The sequence below is a fragment of the Mesorhizobium sp. WSM4841 genome (assembly GCF_055811515.1).
Genome location: NZ_JBVVQC010000023.1, coordinates 38,233 through 62,774, shown reverse-complemented (window position 1 = coordinate 62,774; position 24,542 = coordinate 38,233). Strand labels below are relative to the sequence as shown.

The 24,542-nt window shown below is 63.3% G+C and carries 23 protein-coding genes and 1 tRNA gene; 6 read left to right on the top strand and 18 right to left on the bottom strand.

Features of this window, described 5'->3' with window-relative positions:
• The first annotated feature begins 231 nt into the window (after positions 1-231).
• The 3 genes from AC0L14_RS23725 to AC0L14_RS23715 all read left to right on the top strand — a co-directional run bounded on the left by AC0L14_RS23725 (position 232) and on the right by AC0L14_RS23715 (position 3,009).
• The gene (locus AC0L14_RS23725) at positions 232-753 is read left to right on the top strand and encodes a carboxymuconolactone decarboxylase family protein (RefSeq protein ID WP_473485734.1); all 522 of its coding nucleotides are present in this window, start codon (positions 232-234) and stop codon (positions 751-753) included.
• Positions 754-1,352: 599 nt separating this feature from the next.
• On the top strand, positions 1,353-1,703 hold the full coding sequence (locus AC0L14_RS23720; RefSeq protein ID WP_473528309.1) for a YciI family protein: 351 nt from the start codon (positions 1,353-1,355) through the stop codon (positions 1,701-1,703).
• Between the two features lie 31 nt (positions 1,704-1,734).
• Complete coding sequence (locus tag AC0L14_RS23715) at positions 1,735-3,009, top strand: RNA polymerase sigma factor (RefSeq protein WP_473485732.1); 1,275 nt, start codon at positions 1,735-1,737, stop codon at positions 3,007-3,009.
• A gap of 705 nt (positions 3,010-3,714) precedes the next feature.
• Here AC0L14_RS23715 and AC0L14_RS23710 read toward each other — a convergent pair.
• From AC0L14_RS23710 to AC0L14_RS23680, 7 genes are all read right to left on the bottom strand, one after another.
• Positions 3,715-4,419, bottom strand: coding sequence for a GntR family transcriptional regulator (locus tag AC0L14_RS23710; protein WP_473485821.1), 705 nt, complete (start codon positions 4,417-4,419; stop codon positions 3,715-3,717).
• 102 nt (positions 4,420-4,521) lie between these two features.
• Positions 4,522-5,262, bottom strand: coding sequence for an aspartate/glutamate racemase family protein (locus AC0L14_RS23705; protein ID WP_473485731.1), 741 nt, complete (start codon positions 5,260-5,262; stop codon positions 4,522-4,524).
• Between the two features lie 8 nt (positions 5,263-5,270).
• On the bottom strand, positions 5,271-5,993 hold the full coding sequence (locus AC0L14_RS23700; protein WP_473485730.1) for an ABC transporter ATP-binding protein: 723 nt from the start codon (positions 5,991-5,993) through the stop codon (positions 5,271-5,273).
• Positions 5,994-5,995: 2 nt separating this feature from the next.
• Positions 5,996-6,775 carry an ABC transporter ATP-binding protein gene (locus AC0L14_RS23695; RefSeq protein WP_473485729.1) on the bottom strand — a complete coding sequence of 260 codons (780 nt, stop codon included), beginning with the start codon at positions 6,773-6,775 and terminating at the stop codon, positions 5,996-5,998.
• A 4-nt stretch (positions 6,776-6,779) separates the two neighbouring features.
• On the bottom strand, positions 6,780-7,754 hold the full coding sequence (locus tag AC0L14_RS23690; protein WP_473485728.1) for a branched-chain amino acid ABC transporter permease: 975 nt from the start codon (positions 7,752-7,754) through the stop codon (positions 6,780-6,782).
• A gap of 5 nt (positions 7,755-7,759) precedes the next feature.
• On the bottom strand, positions 7,760-8,626 hold the full coding sequence (locus AC0L14_RS23685) for a branched-chain amino acid ABC transporter permease (RefSeq protein ID WP_091600116.1): 867 nt from the start codon (positions 8,624-8,626) through the stop codon (positions 7,760-7,762).
• Between the two features lie 76 nt (positions 8,627-8,702).
• A complete protein-coding gene (locus AC0L14_RS23680) occupies positions 8,703-9,905 on the bottom strand; it encodes an ABC transporter substrate-binding protein (protein WP_292209467.1) in 1,203 nt (400 codons plus the stop codon).
• Between the two features lie 200 nt (positions 9,906-10,105).
• On the opposite strand from AC0L14_RS23680, the gene AC0L14_RS23675 reads away from it, so the two are divergent.
• Positions 10,106-10,513, top strand: a complete 408-nt coding sequence (locus AC0L14_RS23675) for a hypothetical protein (protein ID WP_473750912.1) — start codon at positions 10,106-10,108, stop codon at positions 10,511-10,513.
• Here AC0L14_RS23675 and AC0L14_RS23670 read toward each other — a convergent pair.
• The 10 genes from AC0L14_RS23670 to AC0L14_RS23625 form a co-directional block, all read right to left on the bottom strand.
• Positions 10,510-12,225 (bottom strand): DUF6538 domain-containing protein, encoded by a 1,716-nt coding sequence (locus AC0L14_RS23670; protein ID WP_473750899.1) that lies wholly within the window; start codon positions 12,223-12,225, stop codon positions 10,510-10,512. The genes AC0L14_RS23675 and AC0L14_RS23670 overlap by 4 nt on opposite strands.
• Before the next feature lie 95 nt (positions 12,226-12,320).
• A tRNA-Leu gene (locus AC0L14_RS23665) sits at positions 12,321-12,405 on the bottom strand.
• Positions 12,406-12,486: 81 nt separating this feature from the next.
• Positions 12,487-13,107 carry a 2,3-bisphosphoglycerate-dependent phosphoglycerate mutase gene (locus AC0L14_RS23660; protein ID WP_258121210.1) on the bottom strand — a complete coding sequence of 207 codons (621 nt, stop codon included), beginning with the start codon at positions 13,105-13,107 and terminating at the stop codon, positions 12,487-12,489.
• A 32-nt stretch (positions 13,108-13,139) separates the two neighbouring features.
• Entirely contained in the window at positions 13,140-13,982 is an 843-nt protein-coding gene (gene dapB, locus AC0L14_RS23655; protein ID WP_473485726.1) for a 4-hydroxy-tetrahydrodipicolinate reductase, read from the bottom strand.
• On the bottom strand, positions 13,979-15,832 hold the full coding sequence (locus AC0L14_RS23650) for an ABC transporter ATP-binding protein (RefSeq protein WP_473750896.1): 1,854 nt from the start codon (positions 15,830-15,832) through the stop codon (positions 13,979-13,981). The genes dapB and AC0L14_RS23650 overlap by 4 nt, the downstream gene beginning before the upstream one ends.
• A gap of 127 nt (positions 15,833-15,959) precedes the next feature.
• On the bottom strand, positions 15,960-16,979 hold the full coding sequence (locus AC0L14_RS23645) for a glucokinase (RefSeq protein WP_473642016.1): 1,020 nt from the start codon (positions 16,977-16,979) through the stop codon (positions 15,960-15,962).
• Positions 16,980-17,238: 259 nt separating this feature from the next.
• Positions 17,239-18,333, bottom strand: a complete 1,095-nt coding sequence (gene mepA / locus AC0L14_RS23640) for a penicillin-insensitive murein endopeptidase (protein ID WP_473642014.1) — start codon at positions 18,331-18,333, stop codon at positions 17,239-17,241.
• Between the two features lie 136 nt (positions 18,334-18,469).
• Positions 18,470-19,375, bottom strand: coding sequence for an SDR family oxidoreductase (locus tag AC0L14_RS23635; protein WP_473750894.1), 906 nt, complete (start codon positions 19,373-19,375; stop codon positions 18,470-18,472).
• Positions 19,372-20,532: a tRNA epoxyqueuosine(34) reductase QueG gene (gene queG, locus AC0L14_RS23630; RefSeq protein WP_473750893.1), complete on the bottom strand. Its 1,161-nt coding sequence runs from the start codon at positions 20,530-20,532 to the stop codon at positions 19,372-19,374. The genes AC0L14_RS23635 and queG overlap by 4 nt, the downstream gene beginning before the upstream one ends.
• A complete protein-coding gene (locus tag AC0L14_RS23625) occupies positions 20,513-21,205 on the bottom strand; it encodes a glutathione S-transferase family protein (protein ID WP_123145987.1) in 693 nt (230 codons plus the stop codon). The genes queG and AC0L14_RS23625 overlap by 20 nt, the downstream gene beginning before the upstream one ends.
• Before the next feature lie 198 nt (positions 21,206-21,403).
• On the opposite strand from AC0L14_RS23625, the gene AC0L14_RS23620 reads away from it, so the two are divergent.
• Complete coding sequence (locus AC0L14_RS23620) at positions 21,404-22,210, top strand: undecaprenyl-diphosphate phosphatase (protein WP_473485720.1); 807 nt, start codon at positions 21,404-21,406, stop codon at positions 22,208-22,210.
• A 208-nt stretch (positions 22,211-22,418) separates the two neighbouring features.
• Here the strand turns inward: AC0L14_RS23620 and AC0L14_RS23615 are convergent, their stop codons facing one another.
• A complete protein-coding gene (locus AC0L14_RS23615) occupies positions 22,419-23,477 on the bottom strand; it encodes a class I SAM-dependent methyltransferase (protein ID WP_473485719.1) in 1,059 nt (352 codons plus the stop codon).
• A 180-nt stretch (positions 23,478-23,657) separates the two neighbouring features.
• Here AC0L14_RS23615 and AC0L14_RS23610 point away from each other — a divergent pair, with 180 nt between their 5' ends.
• Positions 23,658-24,542, top strand: coding sequence for a LysR family transcriptional regulator (locus AC0L14_RS23610; RefSeq protein WP_473750892.1), 885 nt, complete (start codon positions 23,658-23,660; stop codon positions 24,540-24,542).

Below are 24,542 nucleotides of genomic sequence, written 5' to 3'. Positions count from 1 at the left end.
GGCTGGCGAACTCATGATCTCGGCTGGCGAACTCATGGCCCACTCTAATTCGGCGCCCCCCCGGCTGCACCTCATGGAAATCCATGAGGCGTGGCCGAAGCGTACCTGGCCTAGCCCTCAGGATGATACTGCCTAGACCAGCCGAGTGGCGACATGGCCTCTCGCATGATGGCTCGGCCCGGCGCGTCCCGGCATGATTGCAGGCGATAAACCGCTTTCAAGGAGACATTCATGAATATCGCCACCAAACCGACGGCGCAGGCCGGGACCAAGCATGGGCCTCGCGTTAACTGGGCCGAGCAATCTCCGGAACTCGTGAAGAAGTTCACCGGGGTTGTCACGGCTCTCCGTGCAAGCTCGATCGAGGAGTCCATCCTCAATCTTGTCAATATTCGTGCTTCGCAGCTCAACGGCTGCTCCTTCTGCCTCGATATGCACGTCAAGCAGGCAAAGATGCACGGCGAGCGCGAACTGCGCCTCTACCACTTGGCCGCGTGGAGGGATTCGACCCTGTTCGCCCCACGCGAGCGCGCCGCACTCGCATGGACGGAAGCCCTGACCAAGCTGCCGGACCAGGGCGTTTCCGATGAGATCTATGAGCGCGTCCGCACGCAGCTGTCGGAAAAGGAGATCTCCGATCTTAGCTTCGCTGTCATGGTGATCAACTCGTGGAACCGCCTCAACGTCGGCTTCAAGACCGTGCCGGGTTCCGCCGATGCAATGTATGGCCTGGACAAGGCGGGGCTCAATTAGCCCGCTACAGACCGGCGGCACGGCTGTCGCCGTGTCGCCGCTGATCCTTGGCTGTGCGCAATGACCCGCCGGGGAAGCGCTATCGACAACCATACGTATCGCCGAATCGCGGCGACCGGCTTCCGCCGCGTTTACCGCCACTGCCGGCCAGTGCGCCTTTTCCACGCTCATTTCACGACACTCACCCAGGACTTGGCCGGACACTCGCCCTGCGAGCTAGCTCGGCCGTCTCGCGTTTCATTCCATCACGCCGGCCAGTTTCGAATTCCAATGCCAGCTCATCCGCCTCGGGCCCCTGCCCATGTCATGCCTGCCAATCGATCACACCGTACTGCGGGCATCCACGACATGGCTGGCGAACGCGCAAGCAGCCTCCTAGCCGCCAAAATTGACACGGCAACGCAACTCACGACGCTGGACGAGTTGTCGGGGTAGATGGGGTTGGTCAATCGGACCTGTTCACTCGCCCATCGTCTTTAGAGCCCGGGCGTGATTTTATTCAAAGCGCATGTCGATCCGCCGGGGGCTGGTTCGTCGACTTATTAGCGAGACTGTTCAGCGGCCATCACGTCCGCGGCTCGCCTCAGGAGGAGTTCTCAATGCGCTTCATGTCGTTCGTCACTTCCGCCCACGCCGGACCGCCAACGGCGGAACTCATCGAGGCGATGAACAAGCTCGCCGACCGGGAAATCAAGGCCGGCCGCATGGTCGACATGGGCGGGCTCACGCCGGTCACGATGGGCGCGCAGGTGCGCATCGCCGATGGGAAGCTCAGCGTCATCGATGGCCCGTTCGTCGAGGCGAAGGAGGTCATCGGGGGCTACGCGATCATGGAGTTCCGGAACAAGGAAGAGGCTGTGGCGTCGGCGGTCGAGTTCATGCAGCTCCACAAGGATTTCATGCCGGATTGGGAGGGCACGTGCGAGGTCCGCGCGTTTGCCGGCCCTTGAGGCGACGTTCCTGTAGACGTGGTCGGCGGCCATGACGGTCGCCGACGCCCATCGCACGATCCTCGCCGTGTGGCGGATCGAGCAGCCCCGGCTGATCACCAGTCTGGCGAGGATGCTGCGCGATGTGCCATTGGCCGAGGATTTGACGCAGGAAGCCCTGCTGGCCGCCCTCGAGCGGTGGCCCGCCACAGGCGTTCCAGAAAAACCAGGCGCCTGGCTGATGGCGACCGCCAAGCGCCGGGCCCTGGATCATCTGCGCCGCAGCCGGATGCTCGAGCGCAAGCACAACATTATCGCCTGGGACATGGAGGAGGAGCAGCAGGCCATGCCCGACCTCGACTCGGCCCTGGACGACGACATAGGCGATGAACTGCTTCGGCTCATCTTCACCGCCTGTCACCCGCGACTGTCGCACGGGGCGCGCGCGGCGCTGGCACTGCGGATGATCTGCGGCCTGACAACCGAGGAGATCGCCAGGGCCTTCCTGCTGCCGGAGGCGACGATCGCCCAGCGCATCGTGCGCGCGAAGCGGACTCTTTCGGAATCGGGGCTGGCCTACGAGACCCCAAGCGGGGAGGAGCTCTCAAAGCGGCTCTCCTCGGTGCTGGAGGTCGTCTACCTCATCTTCAACGAAGGCTACACCGCAGCGAGCGGCGAGGACTGGCTGCGCCCCCAGCTCTGCAATGAAGCGCTTCGCATGGGCCGCGTGCTCACCTCCATCGTGCCGCACGAGCCCGAAGCCCATGGACTGCTCGCTCTGATGGAGCTGAACGCCTCGCGCACGGCGGCGCGTACTGATGCAGGGGGCGAGCCAATCCTCATGCTGGACCAGAACCGCGCACTCTGGGACCAGCTCCAGATCCGGCGCGGGATGCAGGCGCTCGGGCGAGCACGCGAATTAGGCGGAGCCGGCGGCATTTACGTCCTCCAGGCGACGATTATCGCCTGCCACGCCCAGGCGAGGACGGCGGGCGATACCGACTGGTCGCGCATCGCCGGACTTTATGCGGAGCTGGCGGCTGTCGTGCGCTCGCCAATCATCGACCTCAACCGCGCGGTTGCCGTCGGCATGGCCGAGGGCCCAGAAGTGGCGCTGGTGATCGTGGACCGCCTTGCGCGCGAGCCGGCGCTCAAAGGCTATCACCTGCTGCCGAGCGTTCGCGGCGACCTACTCCACAAGCTCGGCCGTTACGAGGAGGCGCGGGCCGCGTTCGAAGCGGCCGCGACGCTGGCGGGCAACAGGCGGGAACATGACCTGCTGAGACGGCGCGCCGCCGAGGCGGCCGACGCAGCGATGTCATCATAATCCCTGATCAGACAAGGACATGGTCGACCCCGGATCGACTGCTTCCGGGGCTTTTGTCATTTCCCTAGCAAGGTCTGACGTGGATGTGGCTGAACGTCCGCTGTCCCGCCGAGCCGGAGTTCCAAGGTGGTTCCGTGAAACGGCAGCTTAGGGTCAGTTCGCGACCCTGGCCCCAGCAGGTTGAACGTCTGATATCTTCGTTATGAAACCTGAGGCTGCCGGTCCTCTCTCGGCGCCAAATGCGACAGTTTTGGTTCTCGGCTCGGAAGGTCGCTCTTGGCGCAACTGAGCCCATCACGAACAGCGGATCCGCAGCATGTGAGCGAAGTCGGTATGACGTTGTTCGATGTTTGTTCGCGCAAAGTTGCATGAGATTGCAGTCTGGAACTGGCCTCTCGCGAGGGCCATCGACCGATCGCATCAGGTCGTATCTAAGGCCAAAAGAAAAACCGGCAGTTTGCCCAATCCTTGCTGCGACTGCGCTGCGTCAAGCTTTGATCGGGCGCGTTGCCCGACCGTTGTGCGGGAGGGACTCTATGGCCCAGCAGGAGCAGGTGCAGCTGGAGGGCAGCGCCGCGGACTCAACGAGCGCTACTGTTATGACAGCAGGAACGAAAAAGCAGTCCTCATGGGTCGATGCATGCTATGCACGCCCAGCATGGTGCGAACATAGGCGAACTCCGGCGAAGAGTTTGACAGCGGAGATCAGCGCAAGATGTCCGACAGGCTCTCGGGCTTCTTCTCGCCAAGCGACAGATCAAGGCCCGACAGAAGGTCGATGAGATGACTTCGCATCAGGTCGGACGCGTTTTTTGCGTCGTGCTTTTCGATGGCATCGACGAGGGCGTGATGGGCGTGGCTTTCGCAGGTGGTGTCGCGGCGGCGCCAGTAGAGCGCGATGATCAGCGACGACCGCGACAACAGGTCTTTGACGAAGCCGGTCAGGATCGAATGGCCGGCGATTTCGGCGATGCCGACATGGAATTTTGCCGACAGCATTATGGCGTCGCTGTCGCGGCCGGCATGCAGGGCCTCGTGCTCTTTTTGGAGATGAAGCCGCAGTTGCGCGATCTCGGCCGGCTTTGCCACTTCGGCGGCAAGCGCCGCGACCTTGGGCTCGATCAGCGCCCGCGCTTCGAACACCTCGCGCGCTTCCTGCTTGGTCGGCTGGGCGACGAACGCGCCGCGGTTCGGCTCGAGCCGAGCCAAGCGGTCATGCGACAGCGCCTGCAGCGCCGCGCGTATCACCGCGCGGCTCACCGAATAGATCGAGGCGAGTTCGTCCTCGGGCAGCTTTGTGCCCGGTGCGAGACGGTGGCTGACGATGGCGTCGCGCAGGCCGGCATAGACCGGAAACCAGCGCATCGTCGGCTTGTCGCCATCCCGTGTCTTTGGTCCAAGCAGGTCCATCGTCTCATTGTCCCGGCGGCCGGATCGCATAGCGGCGCGAACACCGCGTTTCCGGCCGGACATCGAACATCCTGTGTGGGAATGTCAACAATTTTGCGCGCATCAGGATACACGGCCGGTGGGCGAAAAGGGCGCAAAGATTCCGGCGAAGGATTTTTCGAGTGGAACCTGGTAGCCGCCGCGCTTCGAGGTCGACAGGCCAAGGCCGACGAGGCTCTCGCAGAGTTTTACCGCGCAGGCGACGCCGTCGAGCACGGGAAGGCCATGTTCGCGGCTGAGCGCGGCGGCGAGGTCGGCCATGCCGGCGCATCCCAGCACAATCGCTTCGGCCCGGTCGTCGCGGATGGCGCGCTCGATCTCCTCCGAAATTCGATGGCGGGCGTTGGAGCCGGGCACTTCGAGCTCCAGAACGGGAACGTCGCTTGCCCGCACCTTGGCGCAGCGGCTGGCGAGGCCGTAGCGCACCAGATTGTGCTCAATCGCCGGCACCGAACGCGACAGCGTCGTCACCACGCTGAACTTGCCGGCAATCAGGCTCGCCATGTGAAACGCCGCTTCGCCGATGCCGACCACCGGCATCTCGCCAACGCAGCGTACTGCGTCGAGGCCGGTGTCGTCGAAGCAGGCGATGACGCAGGCGCTCGCCGCCGGATGTCTCTGGATCTCGCCGATCATTCCCGGGATGGCGAAGACCTCGTCGAAATAGCCTTCGACGCTCGGCGGCCCGTCCTTCGGATTGACGGCGATGATCCTGGTGCCGGCCGAAGCCGCGCCGCGCGCCGCCTCGCCGATCTTTTCGGTCATGGACGCGGTGGTGTTGGGATTGACGACGAGTATGTCCATTTGCGCTTTCATATTTCGCCGCCGAGATAGAGTTTCTTGACCCGGTCGTCGCCAAGCAGCTCAGCCGAATGTCCGGCCAGCGCGATCTTTCCGGTCGTCAGTGCGTAGGCGCGCTGCGAGATGCGCAGCGCCATGCGCGAATTCTGCTCGACCAAGAGAACGCTGACCTTTTCGTCGCGATTGATCGCCACGATGGAGCGGGCGATGTCCTGGACGAGCTTCGGCGCGATGCCGAGCGAGGGTTCATCGAGCAGCAGAAGCTTCGGTTTGGCCATCAGCGCCCGCCCGATCACCAGCATCTGCTGTTCGCCGCCGCTCATCGTGCCCGCCGTCTGGGAATAGCGTTCCTTCAGGCGCGGAAATCGCCCGAGCACCATGTCCAGCGTCCTGGCGATTTCGGACTTGTCGGTGCGGGTGAAGGCGCCCATCATCAGATTATCGCGCACCGTCATGTAGGAGAAGACGCGCCGACCCTCCGGCACCATGGCGATGCCCATCCTGACCAGCTCGTCCGGGCGCGTTCCGTCGATGCGGTGGCCCCGGAAATGAATCTCGCCGCTGCGGACTTTCTTCAGGCCAGTGATGGCGCGCAGGATCGAGGATTTGCCCGCGCCGTTCGCGCCGATCAGCGCGACGGTCTCGCCCTCGTTGACGTTTAGCGACACGCCCTTCAAAGCATAGACATGATCGTAGTAGAGTTCGACGTCGGAGACTTTCAGCAGTTCGCTCATGGCTAAAATCCGATCGTCTCATCTTCGGCGCCGAGATAGGCCTCGATGACCTTTTCGTTCTCCTGGATTTCCTTCGGCGTTCCCTCGGCGATTTTCACACCGAAGTTCAGGACGACGATGCGGTCGGAAATGTTCATGACGGCGGGCATATCGTGCTCGACCAGCAGGACAGTCACGCCGCGCTTCCGCACGCCGCGCACCATCTCCACCGCGCGCACGGTTTCGTCATGGTTCATGCCGGCGAAGGGCTCGTCGAGCAGAAGCACGGTCGGGTTGGTGGCGAGCCCGATGGCAATCCCGAGCGCGCGCAGATGGCCGTGCGGCAGCGTGCTGGCGATCTCATGCCGTTGCGCGCCGAGATCGAGGAAGTCGATGATCTCGTCGGCCGAGCGGCCGAATTCGTCCTCGTCGCGCCGTGCGGTATTCGTGCCGAGATAGAAGCCGGCAAGGCTGGCATTGGAACGCAGGTGATGCGCGATGATGACATTGTCGCGCACCGTCATGCCCTTGAAGATCGTCGTCTCCTGGAACGTGCGCACCACGCCCTTCCGGGCGACGATATGCGGCGCCAGGCCTGAAATCCGCTCTCCTCGGAACAGCACTTCGCCCGAGGTCGGATTGAGGAAAGAGGAAATCAGCTTGAACAGCGTCGACTTGCCGGCGCCGTTGGGGCCGATGACGGAGAGGATTTCGCGTTCGCGGACCGCGAAGGAAACATTGTTGACCGCGACCAGCCCGCCGAAGCGTTTGGTCACGGCCTTGATCTGGAGAAGCTCGGCCATGGTCCTAGCCCTGCTTCTTGCCGAACAGCCTGAGGCTGAGCAGGCCGTTGGGAAGGAACAGCATCAGCGCGATCAGCACCGAAGAGAAGATCAGCAACTGGAACTCGCCGGTCTCGAACAGGAAATCCCAGCCGAAATAGAGCACGAAGGTGCCGATCATCGGCCCGAAGACGTGGCCGAGCCCGCCGAGGAAGCAGTTCAGCATGAAGTTCACCGAGTCGGTGACGGTGAAGCTCGACGGATAGATCGACTGCGAGATGGCGACGAACATCGCACCGCCGAGACCGCCGAGGAATGAGGAGATGGCGTAGGCGATAACGCGCAGATAGGCGATGTTGACGCCGATAGAGGAGGCCAGTTCCTCGTTCTGCTGCAACGACTGGCAGAGTTTGCCGATGCGCGAATGAACTAGGCGGTAGAGCGCCGCAAAGCACAGCACCATCAGCACAACCGACACCAGATAGAAGGCGGGACGCGGATTGGCGAGCGTCGCGAAATCCGGAAGGATGGTCAGCCCGAAGATCGAGATGCCGCCGGGGAGCGGAATGCTGACCATACCCTTGGCTCCGTTGGTGATCGGCAGTGCCAGCGCGAGCAGCCGCGCCACTTCGGTCAAAACCAGCGTGACCATCGCGAAATAGACGCCGCGAAGCCTGAGGATGGGCAGTCCGATCAGCACGCTTGCAGCGGCGCAGAATAGCCCAGCCAGCGGCAGTGTCAGCCAGAACGACACACCATACTGGACGACAAGAATGGCCGAAACATAGCCGCCCATAAGCGCGAAGGCGCCCTGGCCGATATTGATGCGGCCGATGTAGAAAGTCACCCACACCCCGGCGCTGGCGATGCTGAGCAGCGCGACCGAGGTCAGCGTGTAGTAGAGGTCGAGCCGACCGGTCGCCTCGATCAGCCAGGGCACGCCGACGAGTACGACCATCAGGAAGACAGCGACGGCGAGGATATTGCGTGTACGCTTCATGTCCATCATCCCCACGGCTTGCCCATGAGTCCGTTCGGGCGGATGCTCAGGAACACCATCAGCGCGGCGAAGATGACGAGATAAGTGACGTCGCCATATTGGCGTAGCACCGTCAGGCCGACCGATTCCATCATGCCGAGGATGAAGCCGCCGGCGATCGCTCCGCTGACCACGCCGGCCCCGCCGATCATCACCATCAAGAACGCCTTGATCGAGATCGGCCCGCCGATGCCCGAATTGACGCCGGTGATGGCGACCAGCAGCCCGCCGACTATGCCGGCAAGCATGGCGCCGAGCGCAAAGCCGATCATCGAATAGCGGTCGACCTCGACGCCCATCAGCTGCGCCGCGACCCGGTCCTGCGCCAGCGCCCGCATGGCGCGTCCCGGCTTGCTGTACTGCATGAAAAGCACGAAGGAGGCGATGAACAGTATGGCGAGTGCGCCGACCAGAAGCCGGTCGTAAGGCATTATGAGGCTGTCGGAGACGAAGACGCCGTTGACGATCTTCGGCACGCCGCGCTGCTTTTCACCGAACAGGAGGAGGATCACGGCGTCGAGGAAGAATGCGACCGCCGCCGCGAGAAGCATCGTACTTTCCTCCCGCACGCTTCGCCTAATCACCGTTCTGAAAAGGAATTTCTCGACCAGCGCTCCAATGACCAGCAGCGTGATACCGGACGCGACGAGCGCGACGACGAAAGGCATGCCGAGCTGGCCATAGACGGTGTAGGTGACGAAGCCGCCGAGAACGTACATCTGCCCATGGGCAAAGTTAAGCACGTTCATCAGCGCGAAGATCAGGGTCAGACCGAGCGCGATCAAGGCGTATTGCGCGCCAAGATAAAGCCCGTTGGCGATGACTTGTTCCATCAGGATGGTTCCCGGCCATTCAGAGGCTCAAGGCGAATGCACGAGCCTCTGCGGCAATCCGCTTCAGTGCAGTGCGTCAATCGACTTGAGCGACGAAGAGCGTCTCGAACTTGCCGTCGCGGTATTCCGTGACCACCATCGGGACCGAAAGCTGGCGCTTCTGGCCAAACGACGTCATTCCGACATAGGTCAGCTTGGCATCGCCCTTCAGATAGGGATTGGGCGCCGAGAAAGTGTCGATCGTCTTCTTGAACTCCTCGACATTGTCGATCGCGGCCGGGTTCGCCTTCAGCGTCTCGATGATGTATTCGAGCGCGTAGACCTTGGTGTTGGACTCGTCATTGTATTCGCCGAACATTTTCGTATAGCGGTCGACGAACTCCTTCATCGTGTCGGACGCGATTTCGGGCGTCGATGCGCCGCCGACTGAGATGAAGCCGTTGGCCAACTCGCCCGCGCCCTCTTCCAGCACCTTGGCATCCTGCGCCGTTTCGGTGGAGATCAGACCTTCGTAGCCGAGCTCGCGCGCGGCGCGGATCAGCAGCGGCGCATTGCCGGGCGCGACACCCGAAAGCACCAGCAGGTCCGGTTTTTGCAAAACGATCGGCGTCAGTACCGGCGTGAAATCGCGGGTATCGTTTTGGTAGACATCCGTGGCAGCCACAACCTCGAGCCCGAGCGCCTTTGCCGCGGCAACACCGCCATCCCGCTGGCTCAGCGGATCGGATTCGTTGGCGGCGACAAAGGCAACTTTTTTCACGCCCCTGTTTTCCATGAGATATTTGTAGATCGCCGGAGCCGACTGGTAGTTGGCGATCATGCCGAGCACGGCGTTGGACGCCGGCGGGGTGTAGAGTTCCTTCGGGAATGCGTAGGGAAAATAGATGATGCCCTTGGATTCTGCCACGGGACGCACCGCCGCCGCGCCGTCGTCGACATTCGGACCGACGACATAGTGGATGCCCTCCTGGGCCATCTTCTCCATGCCGGCGATCGCCCGCTTCGGGTCCTTCTGGTCGTCGAAGGTGACGATTTTGATGTCATAGGTCTCGTCACCAATCTTCACACCGCCGGTTTCGTTGATCCAGGCGGCGCGTGTCTGCATCGAGCGGACGTTGGATGTGCCCCACGCAGCGGCCGCGCCACTCGTCACGCCGACAAAGCCGATCTTGAGTTCCTTGTTGGCGGCGTGCACCGTGATTGTGCCGCCGGCCATGATTGCCAGCGCGGAGACGGCGCCGAGCGCGGCGAATGTGATTATTGAACGTCTGTTGATCATTGTTCTTCCCCTTGGAGGCCGCGCATTGTTGCGACAGAACTCGACCGATACGCGGACTTTTGTGAGTGAAGGCTCAAATCAATCACCTGTCAACAAAACTTTTAAAGATTGTTGACAATCTTGTGACCGGCCGTAGATGAAGGACGTAGGACCGATCGCGGTTCGGTGCTTTCTCGAGAGCTTCGTGGTGTCGGAAATTCCTGAAGCTCGCATCGTGGTCAGAGCGACGGGTGTCTTTCTCACACTACCGGACCAAGGATCAGGACGAGGTCGGCGTCGTGATCGAGGATCGACGCGGTCGGGTCGTCGGTATCGAGGTGAAGGCCTGCGCAACGGTTCCGCAGGACTTTCGGGGATTGCGCCAGTTGCAGGAAAGAGTTTCGGGCGCCGGCAGGCGTACGAAAGTCCCCGAGGAAGGAAGGACGGGCCACAGGCGGTGGGCTCGCGACGGCGAGCAGTTCGCGGGCGAGCGCGAGCCCTTACCGCGCGCGCCCATCCCGCGCAGCGGGTTGGTTTGTCGGCCCCCAAATGCGACGTCTGAGCAGTGGTTCGGCGATAACCGCTCTTGGCGCAACCAGGAGGTTACGAGCTTGCTCCAGCAGCTCTAAGCGTCTAAGGGCAAGCCGCGGCGCGGTGGCAGTTCGATCTTCTCGAGCGCTGATGCCATCAGGGCCAAGCCGATATGCCTGTAGACACCCGAGGAACTGCTGTCGGTGTGGCCCTGAATGGCGTCGGCCACGCTGTCAGAAATGCCAACCCTTGACGCTTCGGTCTTGAACCAGTGCCTCAACGCATGATTCGGCGCCTTGCGTCGATCGGAAAACCCATTCTTTCGAATCCAGGTCGCCAGGCGGTTGGCAACGCCTTTCGAGGCGTGCTTTCGCTTTGGATCGCCTGACGAGCGGCCGTAGAAGAGCGGACCTTGTCCCTTCTCCGCCACGAATTCCAGGAAGCCAGCTGTGAGAAGTGCAGGATGGATCGGCACCGTCCTTTCACTTTCTGCATTCTTGATACTGCCGGCATCACTTGCGGGCGTGATCTTGACGACCTTGAAATCCGTCTTCCTCAAATACGTGACTGCCCTGGAGCTGTGCCACTTCCCCGATCCGCGAGCCTGTCGCGGCTGCCAGCCAGGGGAGCCACTTCTTCCCGGGGTCAGAAGCATTGCTGGCCAGGTCCAGCAGACGAGCCACCTCCTCGCCGCTATAGCCGAGCATCTTCGTGCCCGCCTTCGTCTTGCGCGCGACCTTGATGCCCTGGGAGGGAGCGGAGGCCGCGAGCCTGTTCGCCACGGCAAACCTGAACAGCGGACGGGCGCAGCCGAGATAGCCTCGCAGATTGTGGCCGCCGCCTTGTTGGCTTTGACGAGCTTGTCCTTCCAGCCGACGATATCTTCGGTGGTGATGCGAGCAATGTCCTCCGCCTTGTCGCCGACGAACGACTTGAGGTCACGAGTGATACCCCGCCAGCTCGAAAGCGTGCTGGCGCTCGGATCGGTTTCCGCCTCCCAGCGCTCGAAGAGTTCGTCGAGCGAGATCGGCTTGGCGGCTGGTGCCGTCGGCAGGGAACTGCCCAAGCTAGGCGCCTCAGGATTTTCCACCTGCCGAAAATTGCCTGCACGAAGATCGCCCAGCGAAGGGTCGGGCTGGCCCTCGACAATCGCCCGTAGTGCGTCGAGTTCCTCCTCAAGCAGCAATCGGGAGAGAGCGATCGCATCCGGGCGGTTCATCCCTGCAATGCGCTTGTCAGCGATCGCGACCAATTCGCCAAGGTTCCCGGTCGCCCGCATGCTCTGCAGCGCCTCGATCCGCTTCCGGAGACGAAAGCGATTGACGAAGGCGATGACATTTTCGAGATCTCCTTCGGCAACGAGGTGATCGAAATAGGTATAGGCATCCTCTTCGTCGTGCCCGAAGTCGGCCGGCACCGGCAGCGGTCCGAACTCGCCGCGCCAGAACCGAGCGGGAGCCGCGGTCGCCTGGCTGAAGAGCTCCGCACGGCGGGAGAACTCCTGATCGCTCGCCGCGATGGCGTGTTCACGGGCGATCTCGCAGAAGCCGGCACGGAGCGTTCGGGAGGGTGGCGGCGTTGCAACGCCAAGATTGACACCGGCGATCTGATCAGCACGAATTTCGTCGAACCGGTTTTCCAGTTCGACGCTCTTGCGAGCGAGACGGCACTTGGCTGTTTTCAGATCTTTTGTGCGCAAGGACCGGACCACAATTTGACGCCCGTATATAGGGGCAATGTCCGTAGGAACCCAAATGCGACAGTAAAAAGTGCCGCTGCGCGTCATCATCCGTTCGGGCAGTGTCGCCATCCTGTTCGAGCCCCGACTATAACAGTCACTGTTACAACAGGGCCGAACTGGAAAGCGAATCAGAACCTGAATGAAATCAGGTACTTACAAGATGATGGTGCCCAGAAGAGGACTCGAACCTCCACTCCTTGCGGAACACGGACCTGAACCGTGCGCGTCTACCAATTCCGCCATCTGGGCTGGTGCGGGCTCTTTAGGCGGGCAAGGGGTGAGTGTCAACGCGCTTTTTTGCTCAATCAAGAAACACGCCCGCGCGCCGGCTCACCCCTCCAGCACTTCCTTCGAAGCCACGGTCGAATCAGCGTTGAGCTTGTAGATGACCGGCACGCCGGTGCCGAGCTCCAGTCTGACGATCTCCTCACCCGACTTGCCGTCCAGCGCCATGATCAGCGCGCGCAGCGAATTGCCGTGCGCCGCCACCAGCACGGTGCCGCCGCGCAGCACATGCGGCTGCAGGTCGTGCAGATAATAGGGCCAGACGCGCGCGCCGGTGTCCTTCAGGCTTTCGCCACCGGGCGGCGGCACGTCGTAGGAGCGGCGCCAGACATGCACCTGCTCCTCGCCCCATTTCTGGCGCGCGTCGTCCTTGTTGAGGCCGGAGAGGTCGCCATAGTCGCGCTCGTTCAGCGCCTGGTCGCGGATCGTCTCGAGATCGCTCTGGCCGACGGCGTCGAGAATATGCTGGCAGGTCTTCTGCGCCCTGATCAGCGACGACGTGAAGGCGATGTCGAACTTCATGCCGCGCGCCTTCAGCTTGGCGCCCGCCTCCTTGGCCTCGGCGTGGCCCAGTTCGGTCAGGTCGACATCGCGCCAGCCGGTGAAAAGGTTCTTCAGGTTCCATTCGCTCTGGCCATGGCGCACGAGCACGAGAGTTCCCGACATTTTTGCTCCTTCAGTTTGTGGATCAGATCGTCTCAGGCGAGTCCGAGCACGTCCCGCATCGAATACAGTCCCGGCTTCCTGCCGCGTGCCCACAGTGCGGCCTTGACCGCGCCGCGGGCGAAGATCGCCCGGTCCTCGGCATGATGAGCGAGCGTGATGCGCTCGCCGGTGCCGGCCAGCACCACGGAATGGTCGCCGACCACCGAGCCGCCCCGCAGCGTGGCGAAGCCGATCGAGCCCGCCTTTCGCACGCCGGTGTGGCCGTCACGCGACCGCACGCTGTTCCCGTCAAGATCGATGCCGCGCCCGGTGGCGGCGGCTTCACCGAGCAGCAGCGCCGTTCCCGAGGGCGCGTCGACCTTGTGCCGGTGATGCATTTCCAGGATCTCGATGTCGAAATCGTCGGCATCGAGCGCACGCGCCGCCTGCTCCACCAGCACCGCCAGCAGATTGACGCCGAGGCTCATATTGCCTGACTTGACGATCGTCGCGTGGCGCGCCGCCGCCGCTATCTTTGCATTGTCGTCGGCCGAGCAGCCGGTGGTGCCGATGACATGGGCGATGCGCGCCTGCGCCGCGTAGCCAGCGAATTCGACTGTTGCTGTCGGGCTCGTGAAATCGAGCACGCCGTCGGCCTTGGCGAAGGCCGGCAGCGGATCGTCGCCGATCGCCACGCCGATAATGCCGATGCCGGCAAGCTCGCCGGCATCCTTGCCGAGATGTGGCGAGCCGGGCCGCTCGATCGCGCCGGCGACGCGTGCGCCCGGTACGGTGTGGATGGCGCGGATCAGCGCCTGGCCCATGCGTCCGGCCGCGCCGACCACCACCAGGCCCATTTCATTGACGGGGAGGTCGTTTGTGGCCGTACCGCTCATAAATTTCTCCCAATCGCTTTTTTCGCGCGCCGCACCGGAATGTGGATTGGCGTGCCGTCGTCGACAAGCCCCAGCCCCTTGTTGCCCTGCACCCGGTGGAACCGGGCATATACGCTGTGCGGGTCGGCCATCAGCGAGGCATGCGTGCCTTGTTCGACCAGCCGGCCCTGTTCCAGCACGATGATGTGGTCGGCATTGACCACCGTCGACAGCCGGTGCGCTATGACGATCGTCGTGCGCCCTTGCATAACCTGGGTCAGCGCCTGCTGGACGCGCGCTTCGGCCTCGTTGTCGAGCGCCGAGGTCGCCTCGTCGAGCAGCAGGATCGGCGCCTGCCGCACGATGGCGCGGGCGATCGACAGGCGCTGGCGCTGGCCGCCCGACAGCGTCAGGCCGCCTTCACCGACAGGGGTGTCATAGCCTAGCGGCTGCTGGCGGATGAAGCCATCGGCCTCGGCCTGTTGTGCGGCCAGTTCGATCTCGGCGTCGCTGGCGCTCAGCCGTCCGTAGCGGATATTGTCGCGAATGGTGCCTTCGAACAGATAGGGCTGCTGCGAGACATAGGCGATGGAGCAGCGCAGCGACTGCTTAGTCACCTCTAAAATGTCCTGGCCGTCGACCTCGATGCTGCCCGCTTCGACATCGTGGAAACGCTGCAGAAGCGCCACCAGCGTCGACTTGCCGGCGCCCGAGGCGCCGACGATGGCCGTCATCTTGCCGGCGGCGGCGACGAAGCTGAGATCCTGCAGCACCGGAGCGTCGGCGACATAGCTGAACGACACATTGTTGAAACGCACCTCGCCCCTGGTGATCTTCGCTTCGGCCGCTCCGGCCGCGTCGCCTTGCTGCGGCTCGAGGTCGAGCAGCTCGTAGATCATGCGTGCATTGACCAGCGCCCGTTCCATGCCGACCTGCATGCGCGCCAGCCGCCGGGCCGGGTCGTAGGCGAGCAGCAATGCGGTGATGAAGGCAAAGACGGCGCCAGGCGGCTGGCCGCCGACGGCCGCCCGATAGCCTGAATAGGCGATGACGCCGGCGACGGCGAAGCCGGCCAGCATTTCGGAGATCGGCGTCAACCGTTCCGAGACGCGGGCGATGCGGTTTGCCCGTTGCTCGGCACCGTCGACAAGGCCGCTGACGCGGCGCGACAGCTCGTCCTCCAGCGTAAACGCCTTGACGATGGCGATGCCTTGCGTTGCTTCCTGCATGGCGCCGATCAGCCGCGAGTTTATCTGCACGGCTTCGCGCGTGGCGCGCCTTATTCTGCGGGTGAGGTAGACGACGGTGTAGATCAGCGGCGGTCCGATCAGCAGCGACATCAAGGAGAGCATCGGATCCTGCCAGATCATGACGCCGATCAGCGCGATGAGCGATACGGCGTCGCGTGCCACTGATGTCAGCGTCATCGACAGCAGGTCGCGGATGCCGTTGACATTCTCGTTGATCTGGGCGGCCAGCCGTCCCGAGCGCGTGTCGTTGAAGAAACCGATGCCGAGCTTCATCAGGTGAGCGAAGATGCGGCGTTGGTATCGGGCCACCAGATTGTTGCCGATCCTGGCCAGCGTCACCGCCTGGCCGTAGGTGGCCAGCCCGCGCAGCATGAAGGCGCCCAGGATCGATAGACAGATCAGCGCGATGAGATCGCCGCGCTGCTCATAGAAGATCTGGTCGACGACATCCTTCATGATCCAGGCGGTGAAGGCAGTCGTGGCCGCAACCGTCACCAGGCACAGAACCGCCAGAACATAATACCAGCGATAGTCGCGGCTATTCTCGGCGATGATGCGGCGGATCACCGCCACGATCTGGCCGGGCCGGGCTTTGGCTTGGTGGTTTGGCGACTGGTTCAAGTCGGGATCGTTCCGTGATGTCGGTTCGGCTCCGCGGCCGGGCCAATTCGGCAATCCTCTTAGCGCCCCGGCGGCGGCTTGCCTATGGCAGAGGCCGGCAAAACTTCGCCGCGGCTTCTGTCGTCATCTAGGCCCGCCAGCGCCGCCCGGCGGTCTGGACGCCGAACAGCGACGGGTTTCTGGCATAGGCGGCAAGGCCGGAAAGCGCTGCCAGCGGATGGGTGATCACATAGACGGGCATGGTGCGCATCAGCTCGCTGTGCGGCGCCTTGTCCTCGAAGGCGGCGCGGAAATTGCCGGTTTTCAGCGCCGGCAGGATTTTCTGCGCGATGCCGCCGGTCAGGAAGACGCCGCCGCGGCTCATGAACACCAGCGCAAGGTCGCCGGCGGTGCGCGCCAGGCAGGTGACGAACATCGACAGCGCTTCCTCGGCCACCGGATCTGATTTGGCCAATGCCGCGGCGGTGACCTCGGCCGGCGTGGTGAAAGGCGTCGGCTTGCCGTCCGCCTTGGCCACCGCCCGATACGCATTGACCAGGCCGCGTCCGGACAAAATCTGTTCGCCGGAGATTCTGCCATCGAGCTTCTCAATATGCGGAAAGACCTGGAAATCGCGCGGCGAGCGCGGCCCGATGTCCATGTGTCCCCCCTCGCCGGGCACCGGAATCCAGTGGTTCAGCGCGTGGACCAGGCCGGCGACGCCAAGCCCGGTTCCGGGACCGAGCACCACCCGTCCGGCATTGGGCTCCGGCGCATCGCCGCCGATCTTTTCCATATGCTCTTCGCCGAGCGCCACGACGGCCAGCGCCTGCGCCTCGAAATCATTGAGCACCACGACGTCGCTGAGGCCGAGGCGGGCAAACATCTTTCGCGGCTTGACGATCCACGGACAGTTGGTGAGCGGGATCTCGTCGCTATCGACCGGACCGGCCACCGCCAGCACCGCGGAGTTGGGCCGGACCGACGAGCGGTCGAGCACCGCCGCCTGGATCGCCTCGTCGATCGTGTTGAAATTGGCGGTCTGGACGATCTGCGGTTCGGTTGGTACCGAGTTCGCGTCGAGCACGATCGAAAAGCGCGCATTGGTGCCGCCAATGTCGCCGATCAGGACCGGAAACTGCAGCGCTGTGTCGTCGTCGCCTGGCATGCTCTCGTCCGTCCCGGTTCCCAATGGCGTTCCGCCGTTCTTTCGTTGACTAGCGCATGACCCGGGAAAGGGAAATCGGTTTTCGAAATGCGGCGCCCAAGATTCAGAGCAGGATGGGGTCAAATGTAGCTTAGACGGACGCGCAAGCAACCACTGGATCGCTGCACTTCTCGACTACTGTATCGGCATGGATCCATGCCGTTACGTGAGAGCGCCGCTGCGTTGAGAGCACCCTCGACCGCCTTTCCCTAATGTCGCCTCAGTTCCCCGGCCGCGGCCGTGGCAGTGGAATGCCGATCTCGGGCGTTGCCGCGAAGGCGTTGACCGAGGCCGGAAGCGCTGCTCCGCCGCTTGCGGATGCCCGCGCCGGCGCCGGAGCCGTCATGAGAACGGGTGCAGCCGCGACCGGCACGCCGTCGCCATAATAGGTGACCGCCTCCGCCGAAGCCGGATCTGGCCCATCGAGCACCGCCTGGCATGCTGCGGGCAGGCTCGCCATGGTCATCAGGTCGCGCGCTTTCGGCCTATCCGGGTTCTTGTTGGGACGCCACGGTTCCTCCGTGAACCACCAGGCCAGCGACTGGTCGCAGCCGTCGCCGGGCGCCGTGTTTTCCTGCGCTTTGCAATTGGGCGAGCCGGGCTGGCAGCCGATGCGGATGTGGAAGTGATAGTCGTGGCCCCAGAACGGCCTGACCTTGCGCAGCCATGCGCGGTCGCCTTTCACCGTGTCGCAGAGCTTCTTCTTGATGCCGGGATTGACCAGGATGCGCTCGACTTCCGCGTAGCTTGCCGCGCGCTTCAGGAGCCGCATATGCGCCGGCACCCAGAGCGCATCTTTCACCAGGTGGTTCTTTTCATCGACAAGCAAGGTGGCGCTCATGTTTTCGCGCTGCTCGAGCGAAAGCTTGCGGTCGGGCATCGGCGTCAGCCAGATGTCGGCGTCGAGGCCGATCTGGTGCGAGGCATGGCCGCTCAGCATCGGGCCGCCGCGCGGCTGCGAAATGTCGCCGACCAGCAGGCCGGGCCAGCCGTCGGCCGCGGCGTCGCGCGACAGTTTCTCGATCAGCGCGATCATTGTCGGATGGCCCCAGCGGCGGTTGCGCGAAGGCCGCATCACCTCCCATTTCGGGCCGTCCAGGGGAATGGCGACGCCGCCGGCAAAGCAGCCCTTGGAATAAAAGCCGATCGATTGCGGCGCAGCAACGGCCGGCAGCTTTTTGGCGCCGAACAGGTTTTTCGCAAGCTCTTCGGCCGCTGCAGGTCGTGCTGCAAGCCCTGCCAGGGCGAGAACGGCGAGCGCTGCTAATGCATGTCGCCCAAAAGTGCGCAGCGGTTTTTGGACAACGACATGCATCGACAGAGATCTAAAGCGCGTTGCGACGCGCTTTAGCAGCAGCGTTCTACCGGGCAATGATCGCTTCAACGTTTTCATGAGGCAGAACCCCTCTGCGATTTAGTCGAATCATATCACGCCCGGCGCGCGGTTTCGATCACGACCGCTTCATCGGGCTGCGCGCCTCGCCGTCGCGCCAGTTGCCCTCAGCCCACATATGGTCGAAGGCCACCCGGTAGTCGGGAAAGCGGAAGCGATAGCCGGCAGCCTTGATCGCCGTGTTGGCGACACGCTTGTTCTCGCCATAGAAGGACCGAGCCATCGGCGAAAGCTGGGCGGTCTCGAACGGAATTTCGGGTGGCGGTGTGACGCCCATCAGCCCCGCGGCATAGGCGACGACGTCCTGCGGCGGCGCCGGCAGGTCGTCGGTGACGTTGAAGATGCCGCCGCGATTGTCCTTGAGCAGATGCCAGAGCGCCCCCGCAATGTCGTCGCAATGGATGCGGTTGAACACCTGGCCCGGCTTGACCAGCCGCCGCGCGGTGCCGTCTTCCAGATTGACCAGGGCATTGCGGCCCGGCCCGTAAATGCCGGAAAGCCGCAGGATCGCCACCGGCCGGCCGATGTCCCGACCCAGTTTCAGCCAGTCCTGCTCGGCGGCGACACGCAGCATCGAGCGCTTCGACAGCGGCCGGCATTCGGCGGTCTCGTCGACCCAGCCGCCGCCGTGGTCGCCATAAACGCCGACGGTGGAGAGATAGGCGATCCATTCGAGCGCCGGCATCTCCGCCGCGATTGTCCCGCGCGCCGCATTCAGCACTGGATCGCCGGCCTCTTCCGGCGCCACCGAGACGACGAGATGGGTTGTTTTTTTGAGCGCGTCGCTGATTTCGGGTGTCAGCGCGCCGTCGAAAAGCAGCGGCTGGATTCCGGCCCGCAGCAGCGCTTCGAATTTCTCCGACGCGCGTGTCGTGCCAAGGATCGTGCCGGCATCCCTGTTGGCGCGGGCAAATGCCTTGCCCGAATAGCCGGCGCCGAAAATGAAGGTCTGCTTCTGGCTCATGCATGCGCCTCGATTTGATTTGCCAGCGCCAGGCGCCATTCGCGTCGCACGGCCTCGTCGCCTTCTGCTTTCAGTGCAGAGCTCGCACATTTGGCAAATTCGGTCTCTGGCACAAGCCGCGACAGCGCCCATACCGCCGCGCCACGCACCAGAGGCGAGGCATCGCTGAGCAGCGCGCACACGGCGTTGCCGAGCGAGGGTTCGCCGGAATTGCCGGCGGCGATCAGCACATTGCGGACAAAGCGGTCGCGACCGATCCGCTTGATCGGCGAACCAGTGAAGAACGACCGGAAAGCAGCGTCATCGAGCGCTAAGAGATCGGCGAGCGGCGGTTCGCGCAAGTCCGCGCGGGCGACGAGCTTTGCCTCGGATGCCGCCTGGGCAAACTTGTTCCACGGGCAGGCGGCGAGACAGTCGTCGCAGCCATAGATGCGGTTGCCGATTTTTTCCCGGAACTCATGCGGGATCGGGCCCTTGTTCTCGATGGTGAGATAGGAGATGCAGCGTCGCGCATCGAGCCGGTAGGGAGCCGGAAAGGCGTCGGTCGGACAAGCGTCGAGACAGGCGCGGCACGAGCCGCAATGGTCGTCCTCGGGCGTATCGGGCACAAGCTCGGCCGTCGTGAAGATGGTGCCGAGAAAGAGCCAGGAGCCGTGCTCGCGGCTGAGCAGATTGGTGTGCTTGCCTTGCCAGCCGAGGCCGGCGGCTTCTGCCAGCGGCTTTTCCATCACCGGAGCAGTATCGACGAACACTTTAACGTCGCCGCCGGCGCGGGCCGCGATCTTGCCGGCGATCTCTTTCAGGCGGCCTTTCATCACGTCGTGATAATCACGGTTCTGCGCATAGACGGAGATCGCGCCGCGCTCGCGCTTCACTAGGACCGCGCGCGGGTCGTGGTCGGGGCCATAGTTCATGGCGAGCACGATGATGGAGCGAACTTCGGGCCAAAGTGCCGTCGGCTCGCCGCGGCGCTCGAGTGTCTCGGCGATCCAGCCCATCGAACCGTGAAAGCCGTCGGCGACGAATTCGGCCAGCCTGGCCGGCGCCTGCGGGATGGCATTTGGCGTGGTGACGGCAACGGCATCGAAACCGGCGCGCCGAGCCTCGCGGTCGATCAGCGCGCGCAGGTTTTGCGCTCTAGAAATCGAGGTCCGCATAATGTGACACCGGCGAAAGGCCGCGTACCCGGTCGGACAAAAGCGGCCGGAACGATGGCCGTGATTTCACCCGTGCATACCATTCGCGCGCGGCAGCATGTTCACGCCAGTCGATCTCGCCGAGATAGTCGAGCACGGACAGAGCAGCCGCAGCCGCGAGGTCGGCATAGGTGACCTTGTTGCCGGCCAGCCAATGGCGTGTGCCGGCCAGCCAGTTGGTATATTTCATGTGCTGCCGGATATTGGCGCGCGCTGCACGAATCGCCGCCGAATCTGGCGAACCGCCGCCCGCCGTTTCCGGCATGACCGGCTTCAGCACGCGCTCGCGCACCAGATGCCGCGTCACCTCGCCATCAGCCTTGCTGAGATACCAGTCGGTCAGCCGGCGGATTTCGGCGCGCCCCATCGGGTCCTCGGCGAACAGCCGCTTGTCGCGCTTGAGCACGCCGCGCGTCTCGTCGAGATATTCGGCGATGACCATGGCGCCGACGATCGGCACGTCGCCCTCGGCAAGCAGGATCGGCAGCGTGCCTGCCGGGTTCAGCGCCAGGAACTCCTTGCGCCGCATCCACGGCTTTTCCTCGATCAGCGCCAGCTCCTCTCCATACTCGCCGAAAGCGAGGCGAACGAAGCGGCAGGTGGCGAACATCGGGTGGTGGAAAAGCGTCAGCATGGTCCCGCGATAATAGAGCGCACTGGCAAATCGCCGGCTGCGCCGGTAAGTCTTGGCCGCCCCGATTCAGAGGGCTGCCCGGTTCAAAGGGCCGCCCCGATTCAGAGGACCGTCAGGGTGCTGCGACCTATAGGAGGAGTTCCGCGCCATGACAAGCAAGCCGTTCTTCAAAGCCCTCACTCGAACTCCGAGGTTTACATGGAAAGCCAGACCATCGTCGAAGCGCTGCTGCTCGGCATGATCGAGGGCATGACCGAGTTTATTCCGGTCTCGTCGACCGGCCATATCCTGCTTGCCGGCCATTTTCTCGGCTTCCATTCGACCGGCAAGGCCTTCGAGATCCTGATCCAGCTCGGCGCCATACTGGCTATCCTCAGCGTCTATTTCCATCGTCTGTGGCAGATGCTGGTGGATCTGCCGCGTGATCGGGTGACGCGGCATTTCGTCCTCGGCATCCTCGTCGCCTTCCTGCCGGCGGCCGTCATCGGCGCCCTGGCGCATGGCTTCATCAAGACGGTGCTGTTTGAATCGCCGAGGCTGATCTGCGTCATGCTGATCATCGGCGGCGTCGTCCTGCTGTGGGTGGATCGGTTCAAGCCGAAGCCGCTCTACCATGACGTCGAGCGGTTTCCGCTCAGGCTCTATCTGCAGATCGGACTGTTCCAGTGCCTTTCGCTTATCCCCGGCACATCGCGCTCCGGCTCGACGATCGTCGGCGCGCTGCTTCTGGGCGTCGACAAACGGGCGGCTGCGGAATTCTCCTTCTTCCTCGCCATGCCGACGATGGTCGGCGCCTTCGCCTTCGACCTTTTCAAGAACCGCAATGTGCTGACCAGCGCCGATCTGCCCATAATCGTCGCCGGTTTCATGGCGGCCTTCGTCGCGGCGCTTATCGTCGTGCGATTCCTGCTCAACTACGTCTCGCGCCACGGCTATTCGCTGTTCGGCTGGTGGCGGCTGGTCATCGGCACCGTCGGCCTGGCGGCGCTTTTCGTCTGGGGGTAAGGCGGCACAGTTAGTTTATCGCCCTTCAGCCATCGCTGATTGGGCTCCTTAAGTCACTCCCGCAACAACCAGCCCCGAGACGGGTCCGTCACGCCGAGATCGCCACCGAGGTCTTCAAGCAGATCACGGAACCTGTCGAGAATGGCGATCATGGAGGGCGATAGCTTCCTCCGATCCCTTTGAGCTGCAATTTCTATCGACGGCCGCGCTAGGGGCGGGCCTCCAGCACCATGTTGAACGGCGTCTCCGTGGCGCGACGGAATCGCTTGAAGCCGCCGCCGGTCACCACCTGGCGTAGCCTCGCCTCGCCGGCCTGGGCGCCAAGCCCGAGCCCGACTTCCTGCGACAGGGACGCGGGCGTGCACACGAACGTGGAAGCGGCATAGTAGACGCGTCCGACGGGATTGAGGTTCGCCGCTAGATGATCATGCGCGAACGGCTCGACGATCATCCACGTGCCATCCGGTTTGAGCGACCCGTGGACATGGGTGGCGGCGCCCGCCGGGTCGCCCATGTCGTGAAGGCAATCGAAAAAAGCGACGAGGTCATAGGTGCCGGGATAGGTCTTGGCGGCCGCGACCTCGAAGCGCGTGTTGGCGCCGACGCCGGCTTCCTCGGCGGCCTTGCGGGCGCGCTCGATCGAAGGGGCGTGATAATCGAAGCCGACGAAGCGCGAATTGGGGAAAGCACGTGCCATGAGCACGGTCGATGCGCCATGACCGCATCCGACATCCGCGACCTCGACGCCGCGTTCGAGCTTCTCGACTACGCCCTCCAGGGCCGGCAGCCAGGAGTCGATCAGATTGGCATTATAGCCTGGACGGAAGAACCGTTCCGTACCGCGAAACAGACACGCGCTATGATCGTGCCATGCAACGCCCTTACCGGACTGGAATGCCTGCCTCACCTTTTCTTCGTCGAGCCATAGCGCGGATAGGACCTCGAATGCGCCAGCCATGAAGGCCGGGCTATCCTCATCGGCGAACACCAGCTCCTGCTCGGCGTTGAGATAGAACTCGTCCTTGGCTTCATCGTAGTCGACGTAGCCCGCCGCCGCCTGCCCGGAAAGCCACTCCCTTACAAGGCGTTCCTGGGTGCCGGTGCGTGTCGAAAGTTCGGCCGCCGTCATCTTGCCACCTTCGCGCAATGCCTTGAACAGGCCGAGTCTGTCGCCCAGCAAGACCCCCGCGCCCGTAGCGATCGCACCGAGATCGCCGACCATTTTCCCCAAGAATGCGTCCAACTTTTCCTGACTCGCTTCAGGCATCGGAATCTCCCTTTGGGCTCTCCAACCGCGTTCGGTGACGCCCGATCCTGGTTCAGATCGGCTCCAGCAGCGGCCAAGCTGCCATAAAGGCTGGTGAAGTTTACTTGAGCGTGAGGGCGGCGGATAATGCCGAATTATCATCGCGACGATGCACACGAGACATCGGCGAGGGGGCGTTTCATGGAGATGCACGAAATCCGCTATTTTCTGGCGGCCAGCGAGACTCTCAACTTTCATCGCGCGGCGGACCTCGTTCACGTCGGCCAACCTGCGCTGACGCGGGCCATACAGAAGCTGGAGGCGGAACTTGGCGGCCATCTTTTCCACCGCGAGAAAACTCGCGTCCGGCTCACCGATTTTGGCTGTCTGATGCGGACCCATCTGGACGAAGTTTTCCGGCGTTCGGAGACTGCGAAGAGGACAGCCAGGAGCTTCCTCTCTCTGGAAACCGCGTCGCTGACGCTCGGTGTGATGTGCACCATAGGCCCGCTGCGCTTCATCGGCTTCCTCAATATCTTTCGAGAGCGCTATCCAGGCATAGAAGTGACAGTGATCGAGGGCCCGGCAAGCCATCTCACCGACCTTCTGATGGAGGGCAAGCTTGACGTCGCCCTGCTGGCCAGGCCCGAACCCTTCGGCCATGGTCTGAAGGCGGATCCTGTTTACCGGGAGCGCTTCGGGCTCGCCTTCTCGACCGGCCATCCTTTCGAGATGCGCAATACGCTTCATCTTACCGACGTCCGCGGCGAAGCCTATCTTGAGCGCATCAATTGCGAATATGGCGATCACATAGACGGGCTATGCCGGAATATCGGCTTCGATATCCGCAGCGCCTTCCGCAGCGAGCGCGAGGATTGGATTCTGGCGATGATCGCTGCGGGCATGGGCGTCTGCTTCATCGCGGAGTACTCGGCCAGCCATCCCGGTGTCTGTCACAGGCCCGTCGTCGACCCTGAAATCATACGCGAGGTGTCGCTCGTTTCAGTGGCCGACCGCTTGCCTTCACCTGTTGTCTCGGCTTTTGCCAAGGCGGTGAAGGAGCACGACTGGCAAACGGCCCAATAG